Consider the following 19,250-nt stretch of genomic DNA (forward strand, 5'->3'; position numbering starts at 1 on the left):
CTAAGCTTTATACGTGAGAAAGCCATGATAAAGCACGTTAGTAACGAGACTGAACAACTATGCAGGTTCAGCAACCTTTACAGTTGGTGTTTTAGCAAGCTCAGCACTAGACGCTTTTTTGTATAGGTTCTCGTAGCAGTAGTTTGTCGCCTCGATGTAACCTTCTACACTACCGCAGTCAAAACGCTGACCTTTAAATTTGTATGCGATAACACATCCAGATTGCGCTTGTTGCATCAATGCATCAGTGATTTGGATCTCTCCACCTTTGCCTGGCTCTGTATTTTCGATAAGCTCGAAAATATCTGGAGTTAAGATGTAGCGACCAATAATTGCTAAGTTGCTTGGTGCAGTGCCTGGTTCTGGCTTTTCAACCATGTTATCAATGCGGAAGATATCATCTTTGATCATCTCTCCAGCAATCACACCATACTTATGGGTCTCAGTTTCTGGAACTTCTTGTACCGCAACGATTGAACAGCGGAACTGTTTGTACAGCTCAACCATTTGAGCTAGAACGCCTTGGTCCTCATTCACACAAAGGTCATCCGCGAGCACAACAGCAAACGGTTCATCACCGACCAATTCACGTCCCGTAAGAATAGCGTGACCTAAGCCTTTCATTTCACGCTGACGGATGTAAGTGTAACTCGCAGAATCAATCAAAGAACGAATATCATCAAGCAGCGCTTCTTTACTTGTACCGCTAATTTGATGCTCTAGCTCGTAGTTTTTATCAAAGTGATCCATTAACGAGTGCTTACCACGACCAGTGACGATGCACATACCATCCATACCGGCTTCAATCGCTTCTTCAACACCGTATTCAATCAATGGCTTGTTCACCACTGGCATCATTTCTTTCGGCATCGACTTAGTTGCAGGAAGGAAACGTGTGCCGTAGCCCGCTGCAGGGAATAAACATTTTTTAATCATTTTTTAAACCTAACTCAACTAATAGCGAGCACTCAACTCACTATTTATTATTTGTTGTAAAACTTTTTGTACCAAGAGACAAACTCAGCAACCCCTTCTTTAACTGTCACTCTTGGTTTGTAACCAGTCGCAGAAAATAAGTCTTCTGTCTCCGCATAGGTTTGATAGACATCACCAGGTTGCATCTCTCGGAAGTTTTTCTTAGCTTCAATACCCAGTTCATCTTCAATTGCTTTAACGAAGTCCATCAAGTTGATAGGAGAGCCATGACCAATGTTATAAACCGAATATGGAGCAGAACTGCTTGCTGGAGTTCCAGATTCTACAGTCCAGCTTTCATTTCGAGTTGGTAAGACGTCTGCAATACGGACTACACCTTCAACAATATCATCTACATGGGTAAAGTCTCTCCACATATCACCATTATTGTTGATATCGATAGTATCGCCATCATAAATTTTCTTAGTGAAAATAAAAGGGGCCATGTCCGGACGCCCCCAAGAACCATACACAGTGAAAAAGCGCAAACCTGTTGTCGGGATGCCATACAAATGAGAATAGCTATGGGCCATTAACTCGTTAGACTTTTTCGTTGCTGCATAAAGTGATACCGGATGGTCAACACTATCTGAAGTGGCAAACGGAACTTTTGCATTAAGCCCATACACAGAGCTCGAAGATGCATATACCAGATGGCTTACTTTGTTTTGACGGCATCCCTCAAGAATATTGAGATGCCCAACTAAGTTTGAGTCCGCATAAGCATGTGGGTTTTCTAGTGAATAACGTACCCCAGCTTGGGCAGCCAAGTGGATAACGCGATCAAACCTCTCAGTTGCAAACAGCCTCTCCATCGCTTCGCGATCCGCGATATCTACACTTACAAATTTAAACAGTGGATTTTCAATACGAGCGAGTCGAGCATGTTTCAAATTCACATCGTAGTAATCATTTAGATTATCGATACCCACAACTTCATGCCCTGCAGCATTAAGTTTCTCCGCTGTTGCACTACCAATAAAACCAGCAGCACCAGTTACTAAGTATTTCATAATTAACCGATTCCTAAACAAACAAAAACCAGTCAATTAAGACTGGCTTAACTTAATCAAGTGTGAGGTTAGTCACTACCAAATAGATCGCGTGTATAAACTTTTTCAGCTACATCCGCTAACTCTTCGACCATGCGGTTCGAGACAATCACATCCGAACATTTTTTGAATTCATTCAGATCTTTCACAACACGTGAATGGAAAAACTCAGTATCTTGAAGCACAGGTTCATAAACGACAACTTCTATACCCTTTGCTTTAATACGCTTCATAATGCCTTGAATTGAAGACGCACGGAAGTTGTCTGAGCCAGCTTTCATGATCAAACGATATACACCTACTACTTTTGGCTGACGTTTAATGATTGAATCTGCGATAAAGTCTTTTCGCGTACGGTTAGCATCAACGATAGCACCAATAATATTGTTCGGAACTTCTTGATAGTTTGCTAAAAGCTGTTTGGTATCTTTTGGTAAGCAGTAGCCGCCGTAACCGAAAGATGGGTTGTTGTAATGACTACCAATGCGAGGATCTAAACCAACGCCCTCGATGATTTGTCGAGCGTCAAGCCCGTGTGCTTCCGCGTAAGAATCCAGCTCATTAAAGTACGCAACACGCATAGCAAGGTAGGTGTTTGAAAACAATTTAACTGCTTCAGCTTCTGTAGAGTCAGTAAAAAGAACTTGAATATCGTCTTTTACGGCCCCTTCCACTAGTAAGCTAGCAAATACTTCGGCACGTTCACTTCGTTCACCCACAATGATACGTGAAGGGTGAAGGTTATCGTAAAGCGCTTTGCCTTCTCGAAGAAACTCTGGAGAAAAAATTACGTTCTCACAACCCAACTCTTCTTTGATTCGAGCTGTATAGCCAACAGGAACAGTTGACTTAATCACCATCACTGCTTCAGGGTTAATTGACATGACATCTTTAATCACCGCTTCAACAGAAGATGTATTAAAGTAGTTAGTTTGCGGGTCATAGTCAGTAGGAGTTGCAATCACAACAAACTCCGCATCTTTATACGCTTTCTGTTTGTCTAATGTTGCGACAAAGTTCAACGTTTTCGTTGCTAGAAAGCTCTCAATTTCTATGTCACAAATCGGTGATTGCTTGTTATTAAGCATATCAACTTTTTCATGGATAATGTCAACCGCTACCACATCATGGTTTTGAGCCAACAGCATCGCATTGGAAAGACCTACATAGCCTGTACCCGCAACTGCGATTTTCATGGGTTAATCCTCATTTTATTTTTGCTAAAGAATATCAGAACTAAGGATAAAGGTCATAGGCTTGTTAGGTCTTATGATCCTAAATAGAATTCGTTCAACTGACGATGAATCTAATAGCCACACAGTGGTAAGCTATTGCTTTAACTTTGGGTAACGAATGAACTTGAAGTCTGCTGACCGCTATTTGTGTTGTTTCCGTTTTGTTTCAGGCTTTTCGACGTGAGAACATAGTTCACTCTATATAATTGCGCTTAACTAGAAAGCCACTTCAAATGGTAGGGACGACAACTCTAAACCCTCTTACACCCCTCTGCGAACATATACACTTTCGAGCCTTTGTTGCGCTTTGTTTTAATTTTGTAAGAGCGGCCTCCAACAATCGGGATTAGCGTTTATTTTCAAGGCCAAAGATAAAGGGAAGTAATTCGTTTTCACATTTCTGTGTAAAATCCCTCAGCGGAAGTAAATGTCATGTTTTCATTGGAGTGAACTCAAACATAGAGAAATACAGTTTGAATAAGATAATTTTTCAGTCATATCGCGAGAATGATGTAACGACCCGCAGTTGTTACAAATCGGTTCTTTTGGAATGATTGCATTTAGGCTAAAATCATCGCGTTATAATTAAAAATCATTTGTTGGCAGTATATGTTTCTAGAGCTTAGTTTTATCTTCTTTTTTTCCTTTGCTACACTTTTCTTGATGCGTAAAGTGGCCAAAAGAATTGGCTTGGTAGACAAACCGAATGCAAGAAAACTCCATGATGGTGCAGTTCCCTTAGTTGGTGGCATTTCAATCTGTTTAGTACTTGCACAATACCTCACATTTAAGCCTGATACGATTGAACACAGTTGGCTATACCTATTGTGCATTTGTATCTTGACGATAATTGGCGCGATTGACGATAAGATCGATCTTAGCTTCAAAATCCGTATGGGTATTCAGGCGCTGCTTTCTATTGTCATGATGAAAGTTGCAGGCATTGAACTACATAGCCTTGGTGATATGTTCGGTTTAGGACGGATATCACTTGGCTGGCTCGGTACCATTATTACCATTTTAGCTGTACTTGGTGCGATCAATGCTTTCAATATGGTAGATGGCATTGATGGTTTGCTCGGTGGCCTTTCGATTGTCACCCTCGGTGCACTTGCCTATTTGTTGCAAGTAGATAGCCAACACGGCGCAGCATATCTGTGCATCGTAATTATCATCGCAATGCTACCCTACATTTTTATGAACTTAGGCATATTAGGTCGAGAACGAAAGGTTTTCATGGGCGATGCAGGAAGTATGATGATTGGTTTCACCGTGATTTGGTTATTGCTTGGCGTAAGCCAAACTGAACAAACGGAACCACTAATGCGACCAGTTACCGCACTCTGGCTTATCGCATTACCACTTATGGATATGGCAGCAATAATGATCCGACGTATACGAAGAGGGGACTCACCATTTAAACCTGATCGTGAACACTTACACCATATCTTTCAAAGATTGGGGTTAGGCCCACGCCAAACCCTAGTGGCCATCTGCACTATTGCTTTGGCGTTTGCTTCTTTCGGTATCTATGGTGAAAATGCGAATTTACCTGAAGTGGTAATGTTTGGTTTATTTGTTGGATGTTTCGTAGGCTATGCAATAACTCTCGCTTACGTGTGGCGAGTCACACGTTACGTACGTAACAAACTAGGAAAAAACGCACAAACGGAAAACTCGGATATTACTCGATAAAAAAGTCAAGGAAATTTTAAGCGTTCGATAGCAGCACATTGAAATACAACCTATGTAACCACCAACACATAACTGTGGTGGTTTAATAATATTTTAGTCTTTGTTTCCTAATTCAAGTTCGATTAAAAAGGCGCCCAACACAACTAATTACAAGGCGTTCAGCATCCTTACAAGCATACCTAGCTCTGTGTGGTTGTTGAACGCTTTTATCATGGAGTAAGCCTAGCCAACTTCGGTAGCGTAATTCCTTTAGCTTAACCCGCCATCAACAATTATCTTTACACTGAACATCGCCATCTCTGAGAACGAATGCTTGTAGTTGCTACGACTATTTGGTGAGTTTTTGAGTAAATAGGGAACGCTTAACCGTCACTCCCGTTCGATAAAGTTAACTAAGCGGCAATGATCTCCTGTGCGTCAGCACGAACACTAAATGTAACTTTATCCAGACAGGAATTACCTGTCAGTAGTTCTTTTTACCTTCCATTCGCCCTCACCGAAGGCTTTTAACTCTGCGTATCAAAGGGTAAATACTGGATTCCTACTTTAGTTTTTGCCTCACGCACGACGTTGACCGTTTTAGTTCGTGTGTTAATGCATTAATAATGAGGCCATGACAACAATAGTTGAGCGAGTTTAAAATAGAATAAATGCCCCCTCAAAGACCTCTCACAGTAATGAAAATACACACTTAATCATAAGAGTCTTCGTAATCGCTAAGTCACTAAACGAACAAAGTCCTCTACGGTTTCCTTATTTGATTTTCTTCCATAACTGCACGATATCTTCTCTTCATCAATCCGAAACGTAAGTGCACTACGATTGATTAACGCTTGACTACAGTGTTTTTAATTGCCTGTTTTGTAGTGAAGCTTGGCAGCTAAGCTCAGTATTCAAGTGAAGTTAGTTGTTCATATCGCGGAGTAATGATGTTTTGGGGAACAAAACCTATTCAAATCTCGAAAGCTCATAGCTACAACGTCTATTTTTTAACAAAGTTAAGTAACACATGGCATATGAAAATAAATAACCTCGATGAAACGCTATATTTTTAGAAAAGCTCATAAGAGCTTATTAAAAATAAACCAAAAACAATGAACACAAAGAAAAATTTATATTTCTAGCGACAATAATTATAAATCACCTTCATGACTTTTAATGGCAAAATATGAAAAACAAGTCTACTAGACAACATAATAAAGTTCTTCACTGAAACTCTATCTAATTCATTCATATAGTGGAACCTTAACCTTACTTCACTAATAGCCTTAGAAAAGCCCTTTCTTCGATTTATTGTATTGGCATTTATCCTATAGTCTAAAAGTATATTATCGATATTAGCAAATATGTATCCATGTTTAATTAATAAAAACCAGAATGCCATATCTTCAGTGAAAACCGTATTCTCAGGATACCTCATATTTTTGTCAGAAAAGATTTTTCCTCGAAACATAACCGTTGGATGAATAAATGGACACCTTGAAATACTGAAGTTAACCAACTCGTTATGATGATTAGGAAGAGCTTTGTATTCTAATGCAAATTCAGCACCAAACTCTCTACACGCTCCCCCCAAAACATCTATACTCTTGTATTGTTCCATGTACTTAACTTGATGATAAATTCTATCAATACGACAGACATCATCACTATCCATTCTGGCTATGTACTCATAGCCTTTTGTCTTATCGATCAAAAAATTTAGTGCATATGCAAGTCCTTTGTTTTTTTCATTCCCATCCAAATGTATTCTTTGATGTGAACTCATAGAATTCAGATAGTTAGACGTATCATCTGGTAGCGGACCATCTATATAAATGAAAAGATCACATTTGTACGTCTGCTCTAAGACACTCTCTACTGCTTGTTTAAGAAACTCAAGCTTGTCATTTTTATATACCGACATTATTACGGCGACACGGTTCAAAAGTAATTTCTCCTACTAGAATTAGAGTTAAAGACTTGAATATACAATAGCAATATCACACTGACAAAAATTACTACCAATATATCTATATAAAGTGAACCAAAAGTTCTTCTTATAAAGTAAGGGCCTTGTAAAACAAACATTAACAGGATTGCATTTCTTAATTTTTGAAGACGTAAGAATCTCAAAGACAAATTAAGAGTAACAAGTAGACCAATAAGAACTAAAGGTCCCCAGCCATCAAAATACATCGAACTATTAGAGCCATGCCTAATACCCATGTCTATTATGTCTTTAGGCAGGCCTTCTCGTGCTATTATCTCAATTACACTTTCATATCCGAGAGCTCCCTTCATAAAAGGTACTGCTTCGGACAACAGCTGGGAAAAAGAAAAATCTTCAATTAATAGTAAATATGCTCCGATATAGATAGGAAACAAGTGTTTTATCAAATAAGACAATTCACCAAATCCGGATGAAAATGGCATCAATCCCGCTCTTAATGGCTGTAATAAGAAAACTAAAATAAAAACACCGATAACCGCTGATAACAGCAACTTGAACACACTCAGTCTAGATAAGAAAGGTAACATCCAAATCATCAAAATCAGAATAACCGGATAGCGATCATAAAAAACGACCATATTAATAGAAGAAAGACAAAGAAGAACGAGAAAAGTTAAAGCCTTGGGTCGGTAAGAAGAAATAAAAACATAAAACAATGGAGTTAACAGCAATTTCAAATAGCTGATTGACGTATACATAAATGCCAAGTAAAAAACAATTATAAAAACATTAAGTGATACACTTGTCTGTTCTTCACAAATTATTTTAAAATCAGTAACCTTTAAAGTTTTATAAACCAAAAAACCAAGGATAAGGTAACCCCAAAAAAAACGAGCAAATACATTATGTGGAATATCGAATGTATTAAAGAAATACATTCTCAAAAAGCCGCTTTCATATGAAACGACATACGGTATAAAATAAAATATAGATGGGAGGATTATATAACTTACCAATATAAAGTTCTTAACATCAATAACCTTTTTCATTTCACACCAAACATTATCTAGAAAGTAGTTTAACCCAAGATTCTAGAACACCTTTTTCAGAAAAGTCGTTCATAGCTAGGCTTCTATTTTTCAACCCCAATTCAGACAACTCGAAACAATTAAGTGAGTAGATCTGTTGTAACGTAGTTTTTAAGCTGTCGTATTTATTATTAGGATCAATAATAAATACTCCTGGATAATCTCTTAATGATAAAGAATCGGGTCTTGGAAACGCTATTATTATACATCCCATGAATAATGCTTCGACCAATGAACGCTGCAACCCTTCTACTTTTGAAAATGAAAGAAATATGTCGCCTGCGTTAAAGTTATTATAAGGACTACTGATAACGCCATGATATTCAATTTTTTCTGACTTTAGTAACTTGTTTAATCGTTCATCGCTACCTAACCCGCCATATATATTTATTTTCTCTTTAGAATACTCGATTAAAAGGTCGCTTAATTCATGTAATAGATCTGCTCCCTTTCTTTTATTCCATGTACCTACCGAATGCATTTGGATTCTGGATTCGTTAGCAACTCGAACTTTAAAACGTTCATTAGAGAAATGGTTTGGAATAACGCTATAAGGGTGACCACTATCATAGTCTTGTTTCACAAGATAAATAAGTTTAAAGCTCTTAGATTTGATAAACCTACTTTCAAAATAGTGGAAAACTTTATTTTCCTTTCCAATGTTAGAAATTTCAAGATTTGCTCTTTTTATAAAATAGACATTTTCAAACGAGTACCAGGGCATAAGTAATGGTTGAGTGATTACGAATTTAATATTAGGTTTCATCAATCTTGCAGCAAGAACTTTTATATTAAAGCTAATGACCAATGCAATAAATCTAATAGAAGCAAGATGCTTACGAAAAGGGATTGAAAAATTATTTTTTTTTCTACTGATGTTATTCTGCTTTCTATTAGTCTTGCTGTCGCCACTAGCATCACCTTTTAAAAGGTTACTCGTCATAGAAACTGTATATTTTTTTTCTAGCAAATGTGATAAATATATCATTGAATTCGGTGGGCCTATTTGACTCGAATAATCTCCAACATACATTACGTAAATTTCAGATTTACTAATTTTTTTGAAAAAATTAAACACTCTAGCTAACAATTTTTTTACTCTTGAAATTATATATTATAAATAGACTTAAACATAACATCGCGAATATGAATTCCGCGAATACTACCCACATAACATATTTATTGAAATCAATACCATTAAGATAAAGTAATACAAGAACAGCGATGGAAATTAGATTGGATACAATCATTACGTTAGCATAAATATCTGCCCCTTTAACTTTTACAATATACCCTGCCCCATAGGCCTGCATAAATGGCACACTCAAAACTACTAACAGCATGATTTTATATGCATAAAGCGCGCTTTCTACGTTACTCTTCAGGAAATAGGTAAGAATAAACTCGTCCATATAAAGAGCGATAGAGTAAGTGAAAATTGAACATATAACCAGACTAATAAAAAGCGTTCCAGTCTCTCTTTTATTCATTTTTAGTCTTGAGTAAGTAGCTTGAAATAATATTACCAATGGAACTTTAAGAGCATTGACGACTTTCTCTATCACATCATATATCGCTACTAATTCATAGTTAAAGATTATCCCGACAAGAAATTTGGATAGACTTGTATGAACCTGTGTCATTTTTCCTAAAAGTAATTTAAATGAAATTTTAGTATAGCTTCTAAATATATCGAAATAACCAGGTTTAATATAATCAAAAAGTTTTATTTCATTACTACGCACTATATATCGATAAAGAAATAGAAATGAAACTAGGTAACCCATAAAGTAACACATAGGCACCAAATAATATAACTCATCACTTGTTATTATAGAAAATACTAGTAGTAAAAAAATGACTTTTTCTATCACTAAAGTTTTAAGAGATAGCCAATAGTCTCCCAAAGCCATAAAATAGAAATTTGGTTGCAACCCGATACTTAGAAGAGGGTAGCATGAGAACATGATTAACAACATATGCTCATAACTACTAGCGTAGAATAGCGTAAAGCTCAACCAACCTACAACCGATAAACAAAACACCAAAAGTCTTATAATAAGAGGTATTGCAATTGTTTTTTTTCTCTCGAGTTCAACTCCGGAGTTCTTAAACAACATTTGAGAAGCGTGGGACTCCATGTTTAAGCTTACTAAAGTACCAATAAAGTATGTTACACTTAACCAAAATGAGAGTTCACCAAATTTCTCTAAACCAAACAGTGAAAGAAAGTAAGGATATATAAGAAGAGGAAATCCATATTGGACCGCTCTAATAACAACCAGTATAAAGCTGTTTTTAAATACTCCATTCATATTGTATTAAGTACCATCTCATATTATCTCATAATTAAGTTTTATTTCTGCTTGGTACTTCTCTCTTAGTTTCATATAAATTTCAACGTGACTTTCTGAGCTTAATCCAAGATAAAAGAAATAGCATCCTGCATCTACAAGTGATTTAATTATTGTTGTATCATTGCAGACAATCTTGTCGTATGCAACTAAAGGTGTATAGTTTTCGACTTTTCCAACAAACCCTCTCTGCTTGTAAGGAAAATAGTCTCTTGGATGTTTTCTCAGAGTCACATCTTTAAAGTTGAAATTTTTAATGATGTTAATAGAGAATTCTTCACTTACAGTAGTCAGTATCAAAACCCCTTTCTCCCTTCTTTCTAAATCTATTAACTCCCCGGAAAAAGAACCATGATTTATAGGCAAAGGATAATTGCACTCATTTCTAAGAATATCAGCCCAATACTTATTCCACGCCAAAAAGCCTCCGTACAAATAATTTCTATCCATATTGGCATAGTCAAAATGTTCTTTATAGATAACACCATGTTGGAGTTCTGTCGAGTTCATTAAACCCATGTACTTCTCAACTTTTGGAACGACACAGTTTGAGTAATAGACCTTTTTATTTTTAAAGAAGAAAGCTACTATTTTGTTAAAATAGTAGTCTCCTAAAAAACTCTCAATATCATTTTTTATAACTTTGCTTTCCTCTAAGCCCAACTCTCTTATGAGCCTATTTCTATGAAGTATTAAGAAAAATTTAAAGAATAATCTTGACAGTTTTCGCAATGCCTCGATTAGAAAAGAATTTCCATAACCTACTTCCGCTCTAACAAACTTAATTAATTTCTTCCCTTGAAAGTACTGTTCGACAAAATCATGTAGATCTTTTCTATCAGGGATACAAACGACCACAGTGTCATCATTTAGAAATGGTACGCTTAGAAACCTAATAAAGCCTTTAATATCCTTTATTGAAAGCCTGATTTTGGGTGAAAACTTGGTGACACGTTTCCCTTCAATATTAGCAATTATATAGCCAAAAACGCTACAACCTTTATAATTAACTTTCCAAAGTTTTCTATAGTTACTTATCATTCAACTTTTTCAACCGTAACGAAATATATGAAAAAAAACCTCTAACTTTCTTCATTAAGTTCAGATAAATATACTTACGGCTAGTTATATATTTGTAGACTAAAAATAACTCTAGTCTCAATATTATATTACCACCTTGGCTGTTATATTTTACTTTTGCAGTTTTATCTAAATACTTTATTGTATCAACCTCTACCCCTTGAAGATACAAATATCTAATAATAAGTAAGTTAACATATAACAGGATGCTATCTGATACATTACCACTACTATTTAATAGATTTAGAGCATTTATAATTGCCTGATTATGTCGTTCTACATTACTAGTTACAGAGCCGTCTCGATTTACCCTATACTTAAACAGCTCACTTTTAATATAATAGATAGAGTTAGCTATATTTAATAAAGTCGGCGTTGAATATATATCTTCTGCAATCATGTTTTCTGGAAAGATATCTCCCTTCAAAATATCCCTTCTAATCAATACCCCCCAAGGCGCATAACCATGAATTCTTAAGTAATCAAAACTACTTATGCGAACTATATCTACAGTGCTATCACTTTTAAAAGTATCGTACTTAAAATCGAAACTCTCAGAAAATTTTCCATAATCACATAGTAATAAATCGGAGCAACTTTTTATTGCAGAAGTAACCATTACCTCAATACAATTGTAAAGAATAACGTCATCAGAGTCTAAAAAGAGAATATAGTCGCCTTTTGCTTTTCTAAGTCCTATATTCCTAGCACCACCTGGTCCTCTATTTTCATCGCTTCTTATAAGGACAATTGAGCCTGCATACTTATTGTCAAGAAATGAATAAGTATCATCCAGCGAACAATCATCAACAACAATAATTTCGATATTACCAAAGCTTTGATTTAAGACGCTGTCTATAGAATCAACTATACTGTCTGTATTATTATAAACTGGTATTACTACGCTTACTTTCATAACACATCATTCATACATCTTAAAATTCATCGGAGTTCCAAAGCTGAAGTCTCCTGTGGCTTTAGACCCTAAAACATCATCAAGATACTTTGGTAATATACCGTTACCAGGTCTAATTGAACGCACGTGCTCCTCCGTAAACACTTCACCTTTCTTAATATCTTTCACTACATAAAGTGAACGACGATGGACTTTGGTTTGCAGTTCAACCTCTGTACTAATGAAGTTTGGCTTGCCAATAGCTTCAAAAGCCATATTACAATTAGTTACTAGTGACTTAAGCTCTTCTTTTTCTAATGAGAAAGCCGAGTCCGGACCACCGTCAGCACGCGCAAGTGTAAAGTGTTTTTCAATCACACATGCGCCCAATGCAACTGCTGCTACCGATACACCAATGTCCATAGTGTGGTCTGAAAGGCCCACTTCTACAGCAAATGCATCGCGCATTACCGCCATCGTTGATATGTTCGCCTGCGATGCAGGGGTCGGATAACCACTTGTACAATGAAGAAGTACGATATCTGTCGCGCCCGCCGCTTTTGCTGCCGCAACCGCTTCTTCAATTTCAGCCAAATTCGCGTTACCCGTCGACATGATCATCGGCTTACCGGTTGCCGCCACTTTTCGAATCAATGGTAAATCGATCAACTCAAATGACGCGATTTTATATGCCGGTGCGTTCAAACTTTCTAGGAAATCGACAGCGGTATGGTCAAATGGAGAACTAAAGATGGTAATACCAAGCTTTTCAGCCTCATCAAACAATGTCTTATGCCAATCCCAAGGGGTATGTGCTTGCTCGTACAGGTCATAAAGTTTTGAGCCATCCCATAGGCCACCGCGGATCATAAATTCTTCACTATCGTGATTAATTGTGATGGTATCAGCCGTGTAAGTCTGCAATTTAACAGCATCGGCCCCCGCATCTTTCGCAGCTTTAATCAATTCAATTGCGCGAGTGATATCACCATTATGGTTACCTGACATCTCCGCTATGATGTAAGGTTTATGTCCCTTACCAATATCTCTATTTGCTATCTTCATTATTTCCTACTTATTCGCCAGGTAACTATCAATCTTTTTCAACGAATCCAACGTCGACATATCAGACGCAGGTATCGATATTTCGAATTGCTTTTCGATTTCCATTATTAACATCAAATGCTTAAACGAATCCCATTCAGGGCAACTTGCCATATCCGTTCCATCGTAGTCAAGACGGCCACTATCAATAACCGAACGATAGATCTCCATAAGCTTGCCTTGTTTTGAATCTACAACCTCAAGCTTAATAGACTGATGAGATACAGGTATTGAGTCTACAGGATAAGCTTCAAGTAACTCAAACAAACCATGATTTGGATGAACAAGAAAAGCGACTCTACGGCCATCAAATGCGCCGTCGGCACGAGGAGCAACTACAAGTTTTGCACCAAAATCCTGCTCTGCAACTTTGATCGCTTTATCAATGTCCTGCACGGCATAACAAAGATGATAAGCACCACCACCTGAGCCTAGATGCCCAAGAATCGGAGAATGATCATCTAGTGGTGAAAGTATCTCTACAACACCCATACCATTGAGCTCCACAAATGCATAGTACACTTGCTGTGCCGGGTTTTCTCCAGGGCCACGAAGCAACTTAGCTCCTGGAACAGATAAAAAATCTTTCAATGTAGCTATCAAGTCTTTCGTCGTCACAGCATAGTGATCAACATGAAGTACACCTAAAGCCGAAAACATTGCATTCATATAAATTTCTCCTACGCCTTCCAATTTAGAGTCATTAGGTTGGACTCTGACGGCAACGACTGCTGAGCAAACTCGAATACCCATTGCTCGTTATCATGTAAAATAAAGTGATTATTCTTATAGAGTTCTCGAACTGGCATATTTTTAGAGCTCGCAATAAAGCGACCAACCACAGAATCTTGGGAGGACTCACTCGCCAAAAGAATCAACTTGCTCAATATGGCATGCTCGATATCTCTCCCCATAACACGGCACGACATCACGAAGTTATCAATGACCCAATGACGATCCTGTTTCACAATAACCAGCGCCGCGACGCCTTCATACTCTTTAGAGTATTTGTCTTTAGAGCGGACATGAAGAACTTGATAGTCAGAGGCCTTCATCCATTCGCTCAATTGCTCTTTGCTATAGCGTGTTGTCGTTGTGTTGAATTGATTCGTTTTATTAAAGAGTTGATATGTCCGGTCGAAGTTATCTGAGTTCAACTCTTCTACACATACTTCCATTCCCAAACTTTTAATAAATGACGCTCGGTCAACAAATTCAGTTTGTGCATTCTGAATATCTACTCTTTGCTTGTAGAGCTCCGAACGTCGTTTATCAGAGTCACTCACTTGCGCGACACACAGTTCAGGAAGATTACACAGGTACTGGTACCATTCAGCAGGATCTTCCGGTAGCTCTGGAACAAAAACCTCTGGGGCATTTCGGCGCACTTCTGCACGCTCTACAGGGTTATCATCGATGAAACAAAAAGAGGATAAACCAAGGTTTAATTCTTTACTTAATGCATGAATATTCTGTGATTTGGGTTCCCAATTAATTCGATGGCTGACAAAATCTTTCGCTCTAAGACGCATCTCCGGATGGGTTTCAATAGCATCTAACGCCACTTCCTCAGTATTTTTGCTGCATATAGTCAACAAAACACCTCTGGATTTTAGTGTGAGGAAGAGCGACTGAAGGTCTTTGTAAATATTGCCTGGGTAGTCTCCCCCTAAGCTAATACCGTCTTTTCCATCGTCACCAATGATCCCTTTCCATAAGGTATTATCAAGATCAAGCACTAAGACTCGAGCAGAAAGCGCACTTGCCGCGAAAATAGTACCAATTAGTGACTGGCTGTACGCTTCCAGAAATTGAATGGAAAACGGTACTCTTGCCATATACCAATATTTATTGGAGAAACTTTGGCCAGCACGCTTGATGATTTGAGAGTAAGGAATAACTTCAACCAAATTCTCAGTTTTCATCGTATAAAGCGTGTTATTCCATTCCTGGATGAGCCTCTGAATTTTTGAGTCTGACAATTGTTCAGAAATCGAGAAAGGAAAGCCCTTCTGAATAGCAAAATCTGCAACAAAAACCCGATTACCTCGCTGAGCAATACTTTTGATGAATGCAAGATATTGCAACACGCGTTGCTCTGTTTGTAGCAAGGACTCTTCTGTTGGCAAGGTATAGATATCAGCAAAGAAGTCTTCAATTCGCTCGATAAAAGCGTAGCAAGAAGATGCATCATTAATATCAGTATTCTCAGAATCCAGAAGATCTAACTGATACCGACCGAATTCAGCTGTCGCAATTTTATAAGGAAACTGCGTATATGTCTTAATATGCTTCGTTAAGGTATCCGACAAAAAATCGGTATTATGAGATGCGAATAGGTACAACCGCTGACGTTTATCTAGCTTGTTTTCTGGGTAAACATATTTCATGTAAACAACATTTTTTGCAGTATCAGTCGCATCTATAGGAGCCTCGCACTCTACAAAACCACTTTTTTGATGTAGTTTCCACGCGAGCTGATTCTGTCTTAGTGATTCACAATACAACTCATGTACCTTTAACGTTTTACCTGCATAGTGAATAACAGCTTGTTCAAGCTCAAGCCAAATAGCTGTTTTTTCAGCTTGCTCAAGTGCACTGTTGTTGAGGTAAAACCCCCACCATGCTGTCGCGTTATCTTGCTCCCATGAATAAATGGTCACTACACCAACTGGTTTCTCATCGCGACAGAATATTAAAATCTGTCTTTGGTCCATTAGCATGGTTTTATCCCACCATGCAGAATGTTCCGTTTTAGAGATGATATGGTCAGTTAACATCACAGCACGCACATCAGCGTGGTTGCGCCACTCTAACACTGCCCACTTATCGCCTTCTTGTGCAGGGCGGAGACTAAATGTTGTCATTTTTTGAAATCTCTTCTAGGTATTCAACAACTCTTTCACACCCTTTACCATCAACGAGGTCACCGCAAATGGAAGATTGATTCAAGAGGAGTTCTTTTTGAGAAATAAAACGCTGATATGCAAGCGCATAATCTTGTGATGATAGTTCGGAATTCAAGCCCAAATAGCAATGGCCGTCTATGTCATGCAAATCTTTAGCGAGCTGAGTTTGATTGTCGGCGACCGAACACACAATACCAGGAAGGGCAAGCACGCACCTTTCCCACGTTGTAGCACCGACCGCTCCAACATACAGGTAGGCATCTGAAAAATAATCCATCATGTTTTTCACTTGCACATGAAGGGTCACCCTAGCCTTATGTTCAGCGCACAACGCTTCCAACTGTTGCTTATGAGGGTTGTTCATCCCAATAATCACATCGAAATGATCACCACTATCGACACTCAATAATCCAAGTAACGCTTTGTATGTTTCATTAGCCCAATCAATGCCCCCAAAAAAGAGCACAACTTTTCTCTTAGATAAACGCTGTGTATAGTTTGGAATATGCTTTCTGCTTTCACGAAACTCATCTCTCAACAACGCATATTTAGGGCCACAAAGGCGCTTGGTATAACTAGGAAGGTAAGCATCATAACGACTTTTACCTAAAGAGTAATAATTCTGATCAAGTAACATGTTTACATCATGAACTCTATCAGCCAAATCGTCGATTTGAAGAATACCGCAAGATAGTGGCCTCAAAGCCACCTGAAAGCGCTCATCTAACGCATAGTGATCGATTACCAACCAGTCTAACTTTGTTCGAGTTAGACCAGATAGATAATGAGATACGACATCTTGTACTTGTACAATCTCAGTTTGATAAGGGACTTCCAACCAATTACCGTGAGCACAATGCGTGTTGTGAGTCTCCGTCCCGTCCGGCTCAGGTAAACTAATAACATTGAAACTCTCTTCAATGAAATTAATTAAGTTTCCTTCCAATTTTCGACATATGAAAACGACTTGATGTCCATTGCTCTCTAACTTACGTGCAAGTGTGAGCATTCTGAATGCATGCCCCGTCCCCATCTTGAACGACGCATCAACGCGAATACCAATAAGCACCTATCTAACCTTTTAATGCTTGAGAAAGTAATAGAGCGAAATCCCAATCCTCAGGGGTATCAAGATCAACAACTCGCTTCCTAGAGACAGGATATGCAATTGCCTTATCTGAAAACATAGGGATCTTTTGGCGGTAAGCGTTTGGTTTACCCCAATAAAATTGCCCTACATCATGATACCCGACCTCAAGATCCTGAGAGCGGGTGTTGAAATGTTCTGGTTGGAACATCTCAACACGTTGTCCCTGAGTCAATTTTACGCCTCTTTGTATTGGGAATGGAAACTCACAAACAGGGAAGCAATAATCAGCAGAAGGTGACTCTAGCAGCAACTTATAGGTATTGCATATGTCGTTGACATCGATAAAGGGTGCGGTTGCGTATATACAACACAGATACTCAATCGACTGCGACTGTTCTTCGTACCAATCAATAGCATGTAACAGAACGTCTGCCGTTGTGGCAAAATCATCCGAAACGTCTGCTGGACGCATAAACGGTACTTCTGCGCCATACTGCTCTGCGACTTCAGCAATTTCAGCGTCATCCGTTGATACGATGACCTTATCAAAGCATCCAGATGCCAATGCGGCTTCTATAGAGTAGGCAATGATCGGCTTTCCGTTAAAATCTTTAATATTTTTTCGCGGGATGCGTTTACTCCCCCCGCGAGCTGGAATAATCGCTATTTTCATTACGCACCTTTTAGAATATCAGTCAACACGTCGACAACCGTATTCTGTTGAGCTTCCGTCATACCATGGAACATCGGCAGAGAAATCGCTTCGCGGTAGTACTGTTCGGATTCAGGGAACTCCCCTTCAGTGAAACCTAAGTCTTGATAATACGGCTGGGTATGTACTGGAATATAATGCAAATTCACACCGATACCACGCTCACGTAGCGCATCAAAAACCTGTTGATGAGTGAGTGAAATAACATCTAATTTCAAACGAATCACGAACAAATGTAACCCTGAGTAGGTGTCAGGAAGCTGATAAGGCAAGGTAACCGGTAGATTTTCTAACTTAGTATAATAGCCCTGTGCTAACTCGTGACGAGAAGAGACAAACTCATTCAAGCGCTTCATTTGGCTCACGCCCAGTGCAGCTTGCAGCTCTGTCATACGATAATTAAATCCAAGGTCTATTTGTTGGTAATACCAACCACCATGAGACTCACCACGCATCAACTCTGGATCACGCGTAATACCGTGACTACGCAGCAGCGCCATTTTATCAGCCAGTTCTTTACTATTAGTAAGAGCGGCACCGCCCTCGGCAGTTGTAACGATTTTAACTGGGTGGAAGCTAAATACTGTGATGTCAGAGTGTTCGCAATTCCCTATCGGCTGGTCTTGATATCGGCCACCAATCGCATGCGAAGCATCTTCAATAACTTTAAAACCATACTCTTTGGCTAACTTACCAATTGCAGCCATATCACACGGCTGTCCACATAAATGTACTGGCACTACAACTTTTGGCAATTTTCCTTCAATTTTTGCTTTAATTAGCTTCTCTTCAAGCCGTATGGGACACATGTTGTATGTGTCAGGGTCAATGTCGACGAAGTCGACTTTTGCACCACAGTACAAACCACAGTTTGCTGATGCTACAAAAGTAACCGGAGATGTCCATAACCAGTCACCTTGTCCCAAACCTAGCGCGAGACAAGCCATGTGCAATGCCGAAGTGGCACTGTTTACTGCCAAGGCATAGCTTGTGCCAGTATGTTCAACCAGCGCGTTCTCGAACGCAGGAACTTGAGGTCCTTGTGTCAGAAAGTCTGACTTTAAAACGTCCAATACACTGTCAATGTCTTGCTGGTTGATATCTTGCTTACCGTAAGGAATCACTTTA

Annotated in this window: 16 protein-coding genes; 1 reads left to right on the forward strand and 15 read right to left on the reverse strand. The window is 38.5% G+C overall.

From position 1 onward, the window contains the following. Positions 1-57: 57 nt before the first annotated feature. The 3 genes from galU to R7F67_RS01425 all read right to left on the reverse strand — a co-directional run bounded on the left by galU (position 58) and on the right by R7F67_RS01425 (position 3,223). Positions 58-936 (reverse strand): UTP--glucose-1-phosphate uridylyltransferase GalU, encoded by an 879-nt coding sequence (gene galU / locus R7F67_RS01415; RefSeq protein ID WP_213896309.1) that lies wholly within the window; start codon positions 934-936, stop codon positions 58-60. Between the two features lie 47 nt (positions 937-983). Further along, positions 984-1,988 (reverse strand): NAD-dependent epimerase, encoded by a 1,005-nt coding sequence (locus R7F67_RS01420; RefSeq protein ID WP_258626528.1) that lies wholly within the window; start codon positions 1,986-1,988, stop codon positions 984-986. Between the two features lie 68 nt (positions 1,989-2,056). Continuing rightward, positions 2,057-3,223, reverse strand: coding sequence for a nucleotide sugar dehydrogenase (locus tag R7F67_RS01425; RefSeq protein ID WP_258626522.1), 1,167 nt, complete (start codon positions 3,221-3,223; stop codon positions 2,057-2,059). 648 nt (positions 3,224-3,871) lie between these two features. Here R7F67_RS01425 and wecA point away from each other — a divergent pair. Next, a complete protein-coding gene (gene wecA / locus R7F67_RS01430; protein ID WP_258626519.1) occupies positions 3,872-4,957 on the forward strand; it encodes a UDP-N-acetylglucosamine--undecaprenyl-phosphate N-acetylglucosaminephosphotransferase in 1,086 nt (361 codons plus the stop codon). 1,120 nt (positions 4,958-6,077) lie between these two features. On the opposite strand, the gene R7F67_RS01435 is transcribed toward wecA, so the two are convergent. The 12 genes from R7F67_RS01435 to pseC are packed head-to-tail and all read right to left on the reverse strand — an operon-like array spanning position 6,078 to position 19,246. Further along, positions 6,078-6,884 (reverse strand): glycosyltransferase, encoded by an 807-nt coding sequence (locus R7F67_RS01435; protein ID WP_258626516.1) that lies wholly within the window; start codon positions 6,882-6,884, stop codon positions 6,078-6,080. After that, positions 6,881-7,939: a hypothetical protein gene (locus R7F67_RS01440; RefSeq protein WP_258626513.1), complete on the reverse strand. Its 1,059-nt coding sequence runs from the start codon at positions 7,937-7,939 to the stop codon at positions 6,881-6,883. Before R7F67_RS01440 ends, R7F67_RS01435 begins: the two co-directional genes overlap by 4 nt. Before the next feature lie 13 nt (positions 7,940-7,952). Next, positions 7,953-9,068, reverse strand: coding sequence for a glycosyltransferase (locus R7F67_RS01445; protein WP_258626510.1), 1,116 nt, complete (start codon positions 9,066-9,068; stop codon positions 7,953-7,955). Next, entirely contained in the window at positions 9,058-10,293 is a 1,236-nt protein-coding gene (locus R7F67_RS01450) for an oligosaccharide flippase family protein (protein ID WP_258626509.1), read from the reverse strand. The genes R7F67_RS01445 and R7F67_RS01450 overlap by 11 nt, the downstream gene beginning before the upstream one ends. An 18-nt stretch (positions 10,294-10,311) precedes the next feature. Beyond that, positions 10,312-11,373, reverse strand: a complete 1,062-nt coding sequence (locus R7F67_RS01455; RefSeq protein WP_258626503.1) for a hypothetical protein — start codon at positions 11,371-11,373, stop codon at positions 10,312-10,314. Next, entirely contained in the window at positions 11,363-12,328 is a 966-nt protein-coding gene (locus R7F67_RS01460; protein ID WP_258626501.1) for a glycosyltransferase family 2 protein, read from the reverse strand. The genes R7F67_RS01455 and R7F67_RS01460 overlap by 11 nt, the downstream gene beginning before the upstream one ends. A 6-nt stretch (positions 12,329-12,334) precedes the next feature. Next, positions 12,335-13,372 (reverse strand): pseudaminic acid synthase, encoded by a 1,038-nt coding sequence (gene pseI / locus R7F67_RS01465; RefSeq protein ID WP_258626499.1) that lies wholly within the window; start codon positions 13,370-13,372, stop codon positions 12,335-12,337. A gap of 6 nt (positions 13,373-13,378) precedes the next feature. Continuing rightward, positions 13,379-14,080 (reverse strand): VOC family protein, encoded by a 702-nt coding sequence (locus R7F67_RS01470; protein ID WP_258626496.1) that lies wholly within the window; start codon positions 14,078-14,080, stop codon positions 13,379-13,381. A gap of 11 nt (positions 14,081-14,091) precedes the next feature. Next, a complete protein-coding gene (gene pseH / locus R7F67_RS01475) occupies positions 14,092-16,278 on the reverse strand; it encodes a UDP-4-amino-4,6-dideoxy-N-acetyl-beta-L-altrosamine N-acetyltransferase (RefSeq protein WP_258626493.1) in 2,187 nt (728 codons plus the stop codon). Next, positions 16,265-17,389: a UDP-2,4-diacetamido-2,4,6-trideoxy-beta-L-altropyranose hydrolase gene (gene pseG, locus R7F67_RS01480; protein ID WP_258626487.1), complete on the reverse strand. Its 1,125-nt coding sequence runs from the start codon at positions 17,387-17,389 to the stop codon at positions 16,265-16,267. The genes pseH and pseG overlap by 14 nt, the downstream gene beginning before the upstream one ends. Before the next feature lie 4 nt (positions 17,390-17,393). Further along, complete coding sequence (gene pseF / locus R7F67_RS01485) at positions 17,394-18,083, reverse strand: pseudaminic acid cytidylyltransferase (protein ID WP_258626483.1); 690 nt, start codon at positions 18,081-18,083, stop codon at positions 17,394-17,396. After that, a complete protein-coding gene (gene pseC, locus R7F67_RS01490; RefSeq protein WP_411913736.1) occupies positions 18,083-19,246 on the reverse strand; it encodes a UDP-4-amino-4,6-dideoxy-N-acetyl-beta-L-altrosamine transaminase in 1,164 nt (387 codons plus the stop codon). The genes pseF and pseC overlap by 1 nt, the downstream gene beginning before the upstream one ends. Positions 19,247-19,250: the final 4 nt, after the last annotated feature.

This window comes from Vibrio sp. YT-17 (assembly GCF_033337375.1).
In the GTDB taxonomy this organism is placed as follows: Bacteria; Pseudomonadota; Gammaproteobacteria; order Enterobacterales; family Vibrionaceae; genus Vibrio; species Vibrio alginolyticus.